Origin of the sequence: Bacillus sp. A01H, assembly GCF_045277205.1 — a bacterium.
Classification (GTDB): domain Bacteria; phylum Bacillota; class Bacilli; order Bacillales; family Bacillaceae_G; genus Bacillus_A; species Bacillus_A paranthracis.
Map to the genome: position 1 here is coordinate 2,505,944 of NZ_CP117702.1, position 13,232 is coordinate 2,519,175.

The window sequence follows — 13,232 nt, forward strand, 5'->3', positions numbered from 1 at the left end:
TGGCGTCAAATTATTGGAGGCCAGTTTAAAATTTTTAAATACAATTACTAAAGAGATTTTTTTGGGAATTGTACATAAATGAAGGGTTTAAATTAAAGGTAGAAACGGTAATGGATTAGTTTTTAATTAAAATAAAAAGATTTAGTACAAAAGTTTGTTTTTTCTTTTCTATGTTTTTGCCTCATACACTTTGAAGCTAGTGGACATACTATATTAATAGAAATGACTAGGGGGTGAGATTTTGGGATCTCGTTATAGTAATTCTAGAAAAAAGTGTTCATGTAAACAGTGTTCAGGCAAACAGGATGATTGTTGGGATGTTTTTGAAGAGTGTAAAAAAGAACATGAAGAGCAAAATAAGGCATGTGACTGTTGCTGTGTACAAGGAATTAGAGATGAGCTGAGAAAGTTAGTAAACAGATCAGTGCGTATTACAACAGGAACTAATAATTATGCAGGAACTGTTTCTTCAGTTACTTGTGATGTTGTAAAGCTTGCTAATAGTGCTGGCGTAGTTACAGTAATTATTTCAGTTTGTAAAATTGAAGCGATTGAACCATTGTTAACATAGGAAACATAGCATAATTAGGTTATGTTTTTTGTAAAGCCATTCTTATGAATGGCTTTATTTTCATTTCGTATAAAAGGAGAATATATTCTATATATAGAAATAAGTTTGAGGATATATAGAATGGTGTATGAAAGGAGAATGGAGTTGATTAAATTAGAATCCTTAAAAAGATCCGATTTCAAACAATTAATAAATTGGATTGATTCCGAAGAATTTTTAATACAATGGTCAGGAAATGCATTTACATATCCTTTAAATGATCAGCAATTAGAACAATATATAGAAAGTACAAATACACTTGCATTCAAAGTAATAGATGAAGAGAGCAAAGAAGTAATTGGTCATATTTCACTTGGACAAATAGACAATATAAATAAATCTGCAAGAATTGGAAAAGTACTAGTTGGTGATACGAAAATGCGAGGACGTTCTATAGGGAAACATATGATGAAAGCAGTACTTCATATTGCATTTGAAGAATTAAAACTACATAGAGTAACACTTGGTGTTTATGATTTTAATACGTCCGCCATTTCTTGTTATGAAAAAATAGGATTTGTAAAAGAAGGTTTATTAAGGGATTCAAAAAAAGTAGGGGAAACGTATTGGAATTTATGGGAAATGAGTATGTTAGAATATGAATGGAGAGCTAAAATATAATTGTTTTCTATAATTATGTTAATTAAAAGGGGATTGGGGGAAAATGATGAATAAAAAGACGAAAATCATTACAATTGCAGCTGTTTCAGGAGGAGGTAAAACTACTGTTACAGAAGGGTTAACTCATAAGTTAATGAATTCAAAAGCACTATATTTTGATAGCTACACCTTTGATAATTGTCCTGCAGATATTTGTAAATGGATTGATGATGGAGCAAATTATAATGAATGGGTACTCACACCATTAATTAAGGATATTCAGCATCTTATACGAGATAGTAATGTAGATTATATTATTTTAGATTATCCTTTTGCATACTTAAATAGTGAAATGCGACAATTCATTGATGTAACCATATTTATCGATACACCTTTAGATATTGCGATGGCTAGAAGAATTTTGCGAGATTTTAAAGAAGATGCAATGAGTGAAATACATAATGATTTAAAGCATTATATAACATATGCTAGAAAAGCCTATTTGGAGGCGCTTCATACTGTAAAGCCAAATTCAGATATTGTTTTGGATGGAGCTTTATCTATAGATGAAATAATTAATCAAATTGAAGAAGAACTTTATCGGAGAGAAGTGATCGTTCATGGTTAAATGTATAGAGGAATATGTACAAGTTGATGATTTTAAAATGTATTCAAAAGTATTTCAAGGAAAGAAGTTGTAGCCTGTTTCAGCGAATTTAATTGGGAGAGGACTATAGATTTAGAAAACGGCTTGCACTGTAAATGCAAGCCGTTTTTTATATATAAGAAGATTTCCTAGTTGAAATCCTCGGATTTTCTTTGACGTATATGTAAGAACATTAAAATTGTTATAATGAAGAAAATCAACAATGTTTGTATAATCAAATTTTTAAACTGAAGCAAAACTGTCCAAGATGTAACAGCATCTTTAAAAGCTTGGAGTGCAGAGTATGAAGAAGGATCAAAGCCGTACTGAAGTAACTTTTTTGTTTCAATAAAAGTGCTGTTTTCATTTTCGGCGTCTAATATTACTGAAATAAGTCTAGTATCTCCTCGTTTTGCTGTACTGACAAAACTATAATTACCATTAGTTGAAAAACTAGTTTGTAAGCCATCAACACCTTGGTGTTTAATGTTTTTATTAAGGGAATATATCATTTTATTGGTGTTGAAAACTTTCGTATCTTTGAAGGTGAACTGGTAAGAGGTTAGTTTTGTAACGTTCAGTACATCTGGAAAGTCTGTTACTAATTGTGTTGCTAGTTTAGCAACTTCAATTGCTGTTGTAGTTGAAAGTTTATTTGTATCGTTATTCATTCCAGTAGCGTTTAGAAACGGAGATGATTGTGATAACTTTAGGTGTTTTGCTTTTTCATTCATTAACTGTGTGAATTTATCTTCGTTTCCAGCGATATGTTCTGCAAGGGCAAGTGCGGAACGATTATTGCCTGTTAGTAACAATGCATGTAGTAAATCACGAACCGTCGTTTTATCTTTCGAAGTTACTTGTATAGGACTCGTTTCTGCTCGGAAAACTTCGTTACTTATTTTTACTACTTCATCTAACTGTATATTTCCTTCATTCAGTTGTTCTAGTGTGATATATTCAGTCATTAATTTAGATAAAGTAGCCGATTGTATAGGAGTTTCTTCATTTTTTGTATAAACAACTTCACCTGAATGAGCATCTATTAAAATAGCTGATTTAGCTTGAATAATTGGGCCATTTACATAAAGATAAAAATATAAAACGATAAGTGCAGTAATAACAAAAGATAATAATAAAATTGTGAATTTTTTTAAGAATTGCATAAGCGATCCTCCTATTATGACATCGATAATAATATTGTAAAAAGGAATGCTTAATTAGGAAGAAAGAAAAGGTAAAGAATTTCTAAAGAATTATAAAGGATTATTAAATTTTGGATGTTACTGGAAAATAAAAGGTCCAATTTCTTATATCGTAAGAAATTGGACCTAAAATTAAGCTGTATTAACATTTATATGGTTGTAGTTTTACAGTGAATGTTGTTTTTTTGTCATCACTATACACTTCAATTGTTCCTTTATGCAATTCGACAATACTCTTTGCAATTGCCAATCCGAGTCCAGATCCACCAGTGTTTGTAGAGCGCGATTTCTCAACACGATAAAAACGTTCGAAAATATGAGGTAAATCGGTACTTGGAATAGGTTGGCCGTAATTGGTTATATCGATTGCAATCATATTATTACTTTCATAAGCAGTAATATCAATATAATCACCATCGTTACCGTAAGCGATAGCATTAATAATTAGATTTTCAAATACGCGTACTAATTTGTCTCCATCAGCTAATACCATTAACTTCTTTGATGGGAAAAAGGGGCGACAATCAATATTAGCCTCTTGAAGCTGTATTCGAAATTGAACTGTTAATTGTCCAAGAAGTTCTACAATATCAATAGGGACAGAATATAAACTTAATTCTTTATTTTGAACACGTGTATATTCAAACAGATCATTCATTAATGCATTAAGACGAGTTACTTTATCGTAAATGACTTGTATATAATGACGTAATTCCACTTCATCTCTATAATTATCATGGTGGATTAAGTTCACGTATCCAACTATAGAGGTAAGAGGAGTACGTAAATCATGCGATACATTTGTAATCAGTTCGCTTTTTGCTTGTTCTGCCTGTCTTTCTTCATCAATCGAGACTTTCAATTGTTCAACAATTTGATTAACCCCGCTTGCTAACTCTTCTAGATAATTATGGTTTACGATAGAAACTTTATGATTGAAGTTTCCATTTGCAATATAGCGAATCTCTTCTATCATTTTTTTAATACAAGTTTCATAGTAAAGCTTTCTTTCATGACGATAAAAAATGTATAGGTAGGATGAGAAAATAGAAAATAAAAATAAATAAGAGACAATCATCATCCATAGAGATTCTTTTATTCCTTTATATTTTTCATAACCAAAAATTCTAATGAATTCTTTGCCAAGTTCGCTTAACGTAAGCGAACTCTCAATTACACTCGTAACGAGGCGATATATAATTAATTCAGTAATAGGAGTGAGTGTGATAGCTAATAAGAGCCAAAAAATAAGTTTCCATTTCGGGATATCTTTTAATATATCAAATGCTTCATTTCTCAATTTTATAGCCTACTCCCCAAACAGTATGAATAAATTTTTCTCCATTCATTCCTGTTTCAAGCTTATCTCGTAAATTACTAATGTGGACCATTACAGTTTTATTTGAACCATAACCATCTTCATTCCAAACACGTTCAAATATTTCTTCAGAACTAAATACTCTTCCTGTATTACTCGCAAGTAAATATAAAATATCAAATTCAATAGATGTAAGCTTAATATATTCGCCATTTACTTTCACAGTATGATTATGTTTGTGTATTTCAGCAGAACGAATGCGAATCATACCATCTTCATTCTTTTGGGAAGTGGCATTTTGGAAAGATGATCGTCGTAGCAAAGCTTTCACTCTAGCTACTAATTCTAATGGATTAAATGGTTTAATCATATAATCATCGGCGCCTGTCATAAGTCCTAATATTTTATCCATATCTTCTGCTTTTGCACTCAGCATAAGAATAGGTACAGTATTATTTTCCCGAACTTCTTGGCAAACTTCTAATCCATTTCGTTTTGGCATCATAATATCCAAAATCATAAGGTCAACTTCATATGTAGAAATCATTTGTAATGCTTCATCGCCATCATATGCTTTATAAATGTTATAGCCTTCATTTCGCAAATAAACAGCAAGTAATTCAACAATTTCTTTATCGTCATCAATAATTAATATATTTTTATTCATTATGTAGTTCCTTTCCTTACAAATCATTAACATTACTATAATATCAAACATTTATGTACTTGTAGCGATGATTATGTATAAAATTTCATGTAACGTATTAAAAAAGGGATTAAAACATTTATAACGAATACAAATAAAAAGGATATTTAAATACAACGTTATATTGAAAGTTAGGAAGAAGGGGACATACTACGATGTTATATAAGGATATATATTCATTTACTCCAACTGGAAAGATTGAAACTGATATAAAAGCTTTTCTATTAAAATACAATAAAGAAGTTACATATAAACATTCAATTCGAGTGGCAAATGAGTCTCGTAAAATTGCGGTTATGTATCATGTAAATGAAGAAAAGGCAACAATTGCGGGATATTTACATGATATTAGTGCAATTTTTCCAAATGAAGTACGGATTGTAGTTGCTGAAGAATTCGGAATAGAGATATTAGAAGAAGAACGAAAATTTCCAATGATTATTCATCAAAAACTTTCTAGAGTACTCGCAAAAGAGATATTTAAAGTGCATGATGAAGAGACTTTAAATGCAATTTGTTGCCATACGACACTGCGTAAACATGCAACGAAGATGGATTTAGTGTTATTTGTTGCTGATAAAATAGAATGGGATCAAAATGGGACACCACCATACTTAGTAGAAGTAAAAAAGGGGTTAGAAAAATCTTTAGAACATGCAGCTTTTGCATATATTTCATATTTGTGGGATAGAAAAGACACGTTGAAAGTTTTACACCCTTGGCTAGAAGATGCATATTGGCAGTTAAAAGAAATTGTAGAGTAGAAAGAATATAAAATACAGTTAAAAGAATATATGAATGAAATATTTACTGGGGTTACATTAGTACCATACATATAATAAACACTTATTTGAAGATATATTTTCAAAAGAAGATAAAGTGTTTTTAATAGCAAATGTTTATTGACTTAAAAAGGGAAATATAAAAAATCCACAGAAAATAAATATATAGTCTATTTATTCAAAAAGAGATTTAAAATATCATACAAGACAAGAAACAATACTTTTTTATTTGAAGATGAAGAAACTGACTTGTATTGTACATATCAATTTTCATTAAAATATTTCGCTGGTGATATAAAGTATAAACGACTTATTAAAGCGGCGAATCATGAAGATTTACCAGGTCTTTATCCTCGTTTAGGACGCAAAAAAAGAAATTTCTTATCCAGATGTATTTCTCATAAATGCAACAAAAGATATTATCATGTTTATGTATGATGATAGAGGAAGTGAAGTAATTTCGAAGAATAAAGAAACAATACGAAATTTATATGAGAAATATAAAGAGTGGATTCCAGATTATAAAAGAGAAAGCATAGATAAATTATTTAAATGACAGTGAGGGAAGTGAAGTTTGTAATGAAACGTATTGCAATCGTAGCCGCTTGGGAACCTGAACTTACGTATTTGCATCAATCTTATCCAAGTGAACGCATTGAAAAAAGAGCCGCTTGGGAATTTCATTTTCATACTATTAATGATCTGGAAATTATTTCAGTTATAACTGGTGTTGGGAAGGTAAGTTGTGCTAGTTGTGTACAATTATTAATTAGTGAGTTTCAGCCGGATGAGTTGTTTATGACAGGGATATGCGGGAGTTTATCAAATAAGGTGAAAAATGGTCATATTGTAGTGGCACTGAACGCAATACAACACGATGTCACTGCTGCTGGTTCGGGTGAAGATGTTTTTAACTTATATAATGGTAGAACAGCACCTATTGAAACAACAAAATCGCTTGTAAGAAGAATAAAAAAAATACGATCTTATGATCCGATTCATTTCGGTACATTTTTATCTGGAGATCAACGTATCCGTAGTTCAGAAATGAGATATTTACTGCATACTGTATATGGAGCATTAGCGGTTGATCAAGAAGTGGCAGCTTTTGCTTATGTGTGCCAAATCAATAACAAACCTTTTCTATGTTTAAAAGCTGCTTCAGATCAAGCGAATGATAAAACGAAAGAGGAACAAAAAATATTTAAAATGTTAGCATGTGAACGAGCTTGTGAGCATTTAATTGCTTTTTTACGTGTATATGAGATTAATGTAGTAAATCATAGATAGTAAGAGGGGTTAATATTGGAAAGTACAAATAAAATAGCTATTTTGGGTGCAAACGGAAAAGCGGGGAAATTCCTTGTAAAAGAAGCGCTAGATAAGGGGTATCAAGTAAAAATATTAACAAGAAATTCTAATAATATCAAAATAACAAATGAAAATATAGAGATCATTAATGGAGATGCACGTGATTTTGCTTCAATACGCAAATTACTTAAAGGGTGTGGAGCTGTAATTAATGCAGTAGGTCAACCCAAAAATGAATCTTATATTTTTAGCACAGTAACGAAGCATATTTTAGAAGCAATGAAGGAGTTTGAAATAAAAAGATATATTGTAATTTCCGGAGGCTCTTTAAATGTTACAGGAGATCAAAAGGGAATTGTAAATAAAATTGGAGCTACCTTATTTAAAGTTTTTTTATCAAAAATGATGCAAGATAAATATAAAGAATTACAAATTATCCAAAGTAGTAAAGTAGATTGGACAATTGTTAGATTACCATTTGTTATAGAGGGAAATGGTATTGGACGTATAAACGAGAGTTTAGTAGATATGCCAGGAATCAAAATTCAAAATAGTGATATTGCACCATTTGTTATAAAACAAATTAATAGTGACAGATATGTAGGGAAGTGCCCGTTTATTTCAAATTAAATGGTAGGATTAAAAATTAAAGAATGATGGGTAGAGTGGAGCTAGTACATTTTATGTATTTGTATGTTAAGTTTAACACGAGTAAGTGGGGGATAATTTTATATGATTCAATACAAAAGATGCAGTGAAGTAAATATAGATTTAGTGTATGAAGCTTTTAGGGATGGGTTTTCAGATTATATTATTAAGATGGAAGTTTCAAAAGAAGATTTTATAAAAAGATTTTTTGGAGCAGAAGGGAATTCGTTAGAACACTCGTTTCTTTCTTTAGACGGTGACAAGCCAGTTGGTGTAATACTTGGTGGGATAAAGGATTATGAAAATATAAAAACAATGCGCTGCGGTACATTAGCGGTTCATCCGAATTATCGTGGTGTTGGTGTGAGTCAAAAGTTATTTGAACTGCATAAAGAAGAGGCGCTTCAAAATGAGTGTAAGCAACTTTTTCTTGAAGTCATTGTAGGTAATGACCAAGCGATTCGTTTTTATAATAAATTAGGCTATGAAAAAGTGTACGATCTATCTTATTATAATTTAAAAGATGTGACTAAAATAATACATAAAGAATGTAAAGGAATTGAAATAAAACAATTAGAATTCCCTGCTTTTAAAGTTGAAATTCAGAAATGGTTACACTTCCATATAAATTGGCAAAATGATATGGACTATATTGAAAAAACAAATAATTCATTTTACGGCGCATATGTCAATAATGAGTTAAAAGGTGCTATATGTATAAATGAACAAGGTAAAATTAGTTTTATTTTTGTAGACAAATATTGTAGAAATATTGGTGTTGGGACGAATTTATTACAAGTAGCAATTGAAGAATTGAAGTTGTCCACGTTAACTATTGGCTTTCCTAATAATAGTTTGCTAGAAGGATATTTGAAAAAAATGGATTTCGAAAAGAGTTCATTAGAACAATATGAAATGTACTTTTTATTATAATAAGCGAAAGGAGATATTCTTTTCGCTTATTATTTTTTTATTTTAAATAATATAAGAATCACATTAAAAATGTGTGCAAAGATAATAAAATTTTTAAAGTAAAATAAAATTGTAAAAAATGCAACTTGCTTTATTGAAAGAAAGGACCATATTCTTGAATAAAGAAGCAAATAAATAACTTCTGAAATGTACAATCGTTGTATAGTTTTTAAAAGGAGATTCATTTCTTATATGAGAAGGGAGAGGGGATTTTGAACTTAAAATATGAGAAGGGTATGGGCTCAGAAATAAATGATAAAGTTTATTTGAGTAAAGGATGGGGTTATGTTGCAGCTGTTTCCCTGTTACCATATGCAATTTTAAAATCTCTTTGGGCATGGGGATCAACGGTAGGACTTACAACAAAGCAAGTTGTTCAAAGTGTGATAGGATTTGGTGAAACATTACAGGAAGGATCCTCCTTTTTATATACGCTATATACCATTGGAATAGACTTCACAGCTCTCTTAGCAGTACTTGCATCTTTATTTGCTATAGCGCTCGTTACTTCATGGGGAGAGAAGCTACCGAGATGGTTATTAATCATATCAGGATGGGCAGTTGGAGTATTCACAGTTATAGTTAGTTTCTTAACAGTGTTTCAATTTTTAGGAATACTTCCTAAAGGATACACCGAAGGATTGGCTATTTGGGTATATGTGGTGACATATGGCGGATTATTCTTGTGGGGGATAACTGTATTTATGGCGACTCTGTCGTTCCAGCATCGAATGAAAACTAAAAGGAAAAAAAATAATTTACTATTATTGTATATCTTAAATATTTTAACTATGGCGGAAGTTTTTTATAAATAGTTGAGGCTGAAGTATTCTGCTTAGTCGTAGGCATGTAGTTTATTTGTTTTTATACTACTGTTTACTATATTAAGATTTATGTTAAGTCGGATGATAAACTTTGCACCATAAATATGTGGAGAAGAGCGAATGTAGATTCGTTCTTTTTTATGTATAAAAAGTAAAATACCTATCAAATTTGAAAGGAGTGTATATGCATCTAGACTGTCGTTTTGTTTGATATGTTTTCCTCTCGTGGACATATTGAACTTTCTATTAATGAAAGAGCTTTGAATTTGTTTATTCTTAAGTTGATTTTTAAATTATTACTTTTATGATGATATTATATTTTGTATAATATTCTTTTTTTATGTAGAATAGATAGGATGGGAGGGGATGAAATGAATAATGGATTAAAGTTTAAGATTTTTGAATTGCATTCTTTCGTTCAAAGAACTTATTCTGATATGAAAATAGCATGCGATATTGCTATTTATCAAGAAAACACTTCTAAATATTTAATTTCATTAGGTTTTTTAAATAAATCATACATGACTTATATAGAAACAAAAAGATTTTATCGTGAAAATGAAGAGCTTGTAAGTGTAGAATTTGATAATTTCTTTGATACATATGATATATTAGAACAGGAGTTAAAAAAAGTTATTTCAACTGAAGATAAGAATCCTTCATTGTTACATAGTAGATTTGATCAGTTTCAGCAGAAAGTTGAAAATATAAATGACCTAATAAAAGTAATGCAAAATGCTCGTTAATGAATGCTTTTTCTGTTTTATATAGAAATTATGCATTAAAAATATATTAGGGGTATTACATATTGAAGAGGTGACTTTTGTTGATTACAGAAGTCATCTTTTTACATTAGAAATAGATTGTATAAATTTTAGTAATTTCATATTTTAGGAAATCATAAGAGGGAAATAACATGAAAAATAAAAAAGAAATAGCTATAGTTGCATTAACAACAGGATTAGCTTTGACAAGCATAGTACCATACGAGAAAGGTTATGCGGAGGAAACGGATCAAATGCAAGTTGATATTCAAGAGGATTCGTTCCGTACAGGTGAACTTACAAAACCATCACAAAAAACGCCAGAGAACGTAGTGAAAGATGCACTTAAGGAAAAGACGGAACATGCTTTGTCTCCAAAACAAGTTAGTGGAGACAAAGGGGTAGATTACAAGGTTCTTCAAAAACGTGGTTCATATGATGGGACTACACTTGTTCGTATGCAACAAATATATGAAGGTAAAGAAGTATACGGACACCAATTGACTGCTCATGTAGATAAAAAGGGTATTATTAAAAGTGTTTCAGGGGAAAGTGCACAAAACTTAGAAAAAGAAGATTTAAAGAATCCTATTAATTTATCAAAAGAAGAAGCAAAACAATATATTTATACGAAGTACGGAAATGATATTCAATTTATTTCTGAGGCAGAAGTTAAGGAAGTTATTTTTGTTGATGAAAATCGTGGGCAAGCTACAAATGCATATCAAGTTACATTTGCAGCTGCCACACCAAACTATGTATCTGGAACTTATTTAGTGGATGCTCATAGTGGTGATGTGTTGAAAAATATGGTGCAAGAGTCAGATTTAAAAGTAAATGAAGAGCGTGTTGAAGCTATTCAGGAGAGTAAAAAAAGTAATTTTAAATCATTAACCGGGACTGGAAAAGATGATTTAGGAATAACTCGTACATTCGGTATTTCTGAACAAAGTAACGGGAAATATGCGCTTGCTGATTATACAAGAGGGCAAGGAATTGAGACGTATGATGTAAATTATAGAGATATTACTTTTGAAGAAAAATATTATCCTGGTATATTAACAACTAGCACATCAACAACATTTAATGACCCAAAAGCGGTAAGTGCTCATTTCTTAGCGACAAACGTATATGATTTTTATAAAGACAAATATAAGCGTAATAGTTTTGATAATAAAGGGAAAAAAGTAGTTTCAGTTGTACATGCATGGGATTCTGGAGAAACAAGTGATCCTAAAAATTGGGGGAATGCATTTAGCGCTAATATTAACAATGTTAGTATGCTTATATATGGTGATCCAATGGTTAGATCGTTTGACATAGCGGGTCACGAATTTACACATGCGGTTACATCTAGTGAATCTAATCTTGAATTTTTTGGAGAATCTGGAGCAATTAACGAGGCGTTATCTGATATTATGGGAACGGCTATTGAGAAATATATAAATAATGGGGAATTTAATTGGACAATAGGAGAACAAAGTGGATCAGTTCTCCGTAATATGAAAAATCCATCTTCAGTCAAATTTTTTAATGGAGTACCGTATCCAGATGATTATAGCAAATACAGTGATTTAAACGGAGAGGATAATGAGGGCGTTCATTTCAACTCAAGTATTATTAATAAAGTCGCGTATTTAATTGCACAAGGTGGCACTCATAACGGTGTAACTGTAAATGGTATTGGTGAAGATAAAATGTTTGATATTTTCTATTATGCAAATACTGATGAATTGAACATGACTTCTAATTTCTCTGAATTAAGATTAGCGTGTCTTAAAGTTGCAACAAATAAATATGGGGCAAATTCCATTGAGGTTGAAACGGTCCAAAAAGCTTTTGATGCAGCAAAAATTAAAGGAACAGTGAAAGAAAACGAAAAAACTGAGGCAAACCAAGTCCCAGAGCTAACAGTACCGCCAACAATTACACTACGTGTCGGTGATAAGTTTGACCCAATGAGCAATATAAAAGCTATTGATAAAGAAGATGGTGATTTAACAAATCGAGTAGAACATAAAGGTGATGTAGACACTTCTAAACCAGGCAAATACATTGTGGATTACTCTGTCGTTGATTCTCAAGGTGGGAAAGCAACGGTAACACAGACCGTAATTGTAGAGAGGGATGGAGAAACATCAGATCTAAAACCTACATTAACAGTTCCTATTGCAACGACAATTACTGTAGGAGAATCATTCGATCCGATGGCAAAAGTAAAAGCTATTGATAAAGAAGACGGCGATCTTACTTCTAAAGTAAAAGTTGAGGGGGAAGTAGATACCTCTAAAGTCGGTACTTACATAGTAACGTATACAGTTACAAATTCTAAAGGCCATGAAGAAATTGCGAAACAAACTGTAACAGTCACAGGTAGAGAAGAAGTTAAGAATGACATACCAATACTAAAAGTACCTTCTACAACTACAATTACTAAGGGAGATGAATTCAATCCAATGGTAGGTGTATCAGCTACGGATAAAGAAGATGGTGATCTTACTTCTAAAGTAGTATATAAAGATATTGGAGATACCACTAAAGTTGGTACTTTTGAAATAATATATAGTGTCACAGATTCTGTAGGTAATAAGGTACATGCCATACAAAAAGTATTAGTGAAGGATACAGACGCTAGCAAAGCTAAAGGTAGTACTAATAACAGTAATAGCGGTAATATCCAAAACAACAGTAATTCTGATAAAAAAGAATCTACATATAAAGAGCTTCCAAACACGGGGGGCAGTACAACTAATAGTACAACAATGGGCTTATGGATGGTTTTTGCAGGTATAGTGTTCACTTTAGTTCGCAAATTTAGAAAAATATAAAAGTAGATAGTACAGCTT

13 protein-coding genes and 2 pseudogenes are annotated in these 13,232 nt (G+C 31.1%); 12 read left to right on the plus strand and 3 right to left on the minus strand.

Annotated features, from left to right (window positions below):
- Positions 1-241 precede the first annotated feature (241 nt).
- From exsK to PSR14_RS13165, 4 genes and pseudogenes are all read left to right on the plus strand, one after another.
- Entirely contained in the window at positions 242-571 is a 330-nt protein-coding gene (gene exsK / locus PSR14_RS13150) for an exosporium protein ExsK (protein ID WP_000535712.1), read from the plus strand.
- A 120-nt stretch (positions 572-691) separates the two neighbouring features.
- On the plus strand, positions 692-1,231 hold the full coding sequence (locus PSR14_RS13155; RefSeq protein ID WP_002163646.1) for a GNAT family N-acetyltransferase: 540 nt from the start codon (positions 692-694) through the stop codon (positions 1,229-1,231).
- Between the two features lie 46 nt (positions 1,232-1,277).
- Positions 1,278-1,838, plus strand: a complete 561-nt coding sequence (locus PSR14_RS13160; protein ID WP_002163645.1) for a hypothetical protein — start codon at positions 1,278-1,280, stop codon at positions 1,836-1,838.
- Positions 1,831-1,905 (plus strand): annotated as a pseudogene (locus PSR14_RS13165) (alpha/beta hydrolase); the annotation flags it as partial. The gene PSR14_RS13160 and the pseudogene PSR14_RS13165, both read left to right, overlap by 8 nt.
- Positions 1,906-2,005: 100 nt before the next feature.
- Here the strand turns inward: PSR14_RS13165 and PSR14_RS13170 are convergent.
- From PSR14_RS13170 to PSR14_RS13180, 3 genes are all read right to left on the minus strand, one after another.
- Positions 2,006-3,022, minus strand: a complete 1,017-nt coding sequence (locus PSR14_RS13170) for a D-alanyl-D-alanine carboxypeptidase family protein (RefSeq protein WP_001160077.1) — start codon at positions 3,020-3,022, stop codon at positions 2,006-2,008.
- 181 nt (positions 3,023-3,203) lie between these two features.
- Entirely contained in the window at positions 3,204-4,361 is a 1,158-nt protein-coding gene (locus PSR14_RS13175) for a cell wall metabolism sensor histidine kinase WalK (protein WP_001243301.1), read from the minus strand.
- On the minus strand, positions 4,351-5,046 hold the full coding sequence (locus PSR14_RS13180; RefSeq protein WP_001038815.1) for a response regulator transcription factor: 696 nt from the start codon (positions 5,044-5,046) through the stop codon (positions 4,351-4,353). The genes PSR14_RS13175 and PSR14_RS13180 overlap by 11 nt, the downstream gene beginning before the upstream one ends.
- A gap of 194 nt (positions 5,047-5,240) precedes the next feature.
- On the opposite strand from PSR14_RS13180, the gene yqeK reads away from it, so the two are divergent.
- The 8 genes and pseudogenes from yqeK to PSR14_RS13220 all read left to right on the plus strand — a co-directional run bounded on the left by yqeK (position 5,241) and on the right by PSR14_RS13220 (position 13,214).
- A complete protein-coding gene (gene yqeK, locus PSR14_RS13185; RefSeq protein WP_000965871.1) occupies positions 5,241-5,849 on the plus strand; it encodes a bis(5'-nucleosyl)-tetraphosphatase (symmetrical) YqeK in 609 nt (202 codons plus the stop codon).
- A 12-nt stretch (positions 5,850-5,861) separates the two neighbouring features.
- Positions 5,862-6,423: pseudogene (locus PSR14_RS13190) on the plus strand (DUF3885 domain-containing protein).
- Complete coding sequence (locus PSR14_RS13195) at positions 6,420-7,157, plus strand: S-adenosylhomocysteine nucleosidase (RefSeq protein WP_000218304.1); 738 nt, start codon at positions 6,420-6,422, stop codon at positions 7,155-7,157. Before PSR14_RS13190 ends, PSR14_RS13195 begins: the two are co-directional and overlap by 4 nt.
- Before the next feature lie 15 nt (positions 7,158-7,172).
- Positions 7,173-7,808 carry an SDR family oxidoreductase gene (locus tag PSR14_RS13200; RefSeq protein ID WP_000446311.1) on the plus strand — a complete coding sequence of 212 codons (636 nt, stop codon included), beginning with the start codon at positions 7,173-7,175 and terminating at the stop codon, positions 7,806-7,808.
- Between the two features lie 102 nt (positions 7,809-7,910).
- Positions 7,911-8,759, plus strand: coding sequence for a GNAT family N-acetyltransferase (locus tag PSR14_RS13205; RefSeq protein ID WP_073541690.1), 849 nt, complete (start codon positions 7,911-7,913; stop codon positions 8,757-8,759).
- Between the two features lie 251 nt (positions 8,760-9,010).
- Entirely contained in the window at positions 9,011-9,613 is a 603-nt protein-coding gene (locus tag PSR14_RS13210) for a hypothetical protein (RefSeq protein ID WP_257147384.1), read from the plus strand.
- A gap of 380 nt (positions 9,614-9,993) precedes the next feature.
- Positions 9,994-10,368, plus strand: coding sequence for a hypothetical protein (locus PSR14_RS13215; RefSeq protein ID WP_001059029.1), 375 nt, complete (start codon positions 9,994-9,996; stop codon positions 10,366-10,368).
- 170 nt (positions 10,369-10,538) lie between these two features.
- Complete coding sequence (locus tag PSR14_RS13220) at positions 10,539-13,214, plus strand: M4 family metallopeptidase (RefSeq protein WP_073541692.1); 2,676 nt, start codon at positions 10,539-10,541, stop codon at positions 13,212-13,214.
- Positions 13,215-13,232 lie beyond the last annotated feature (18 nt).

Excerpts from the sequence above, each read along its gene's own strand:
- PSR14_RS13155 (WP_002163646.1), top strand. The coding sequence starts at position 692 with ATGGTGTATGAAAGGAGAATGGAGTTGATTAAATTAGAATCCTTAAAA.
- PSR14_RS13160 (WP_002163645.1), top strand. The coding sequence starts at position 1,278 with ATGAATAAAAAGACGAAAATCATTACAATTGCAGCTGTTTCAGGAGGA.
- PSR14_RS13170 (WP_001160077.1), bottom strand. The coding sequence starts at position 3,022 with ATGCAATTCTTAAAAAAATTCACAATTTTATTATTATCTTTTGTTATT.
- PSR14_RS13180 (WP_001038815.1), bottom strand. The coding sequence starts at position 5,046 with ATGAATAAAAATATATTAATTATTGATGACGATAAAGAAATTGTTGAA.
- yqeK (WP_000965871.1), top strand. The coding sequence starts at position 5,241 with ATGTTATATAAGGATATATATTCATTTACTCCAACTGGAAAGATTGAA.
- PSR14_RS13195 (WP_000218304.1), top strand. The coding sequence starts at position 6,420 with ATGACAGTGAGGGAAGTGAAGTTTGTAATGAAACGTATTGCAATCGTA.
- PSR14_RS13205 (WP_073541690.1), top strand. The coding sequence starts at position 7,911 with ATGATTCAATACAAAAGATGCAGTGAAGTAAATATAGATTTAGTGTAT.
- PSR14_RS13215 (WP_001059029.1), top strand. The coding sequence starts at position 9,994 with ATGAATAATGGATTAAAGTTTAAGATTTTTGAATTGCATTCTTTCGTT.
- PSR14_RS13220 (WP_073541692.1), top strand. The coding sequence starts at position 10,539 with ATGAAAAATAAAAAAGAAATAGCTATAGTTGCATTAACAACAGGATTA.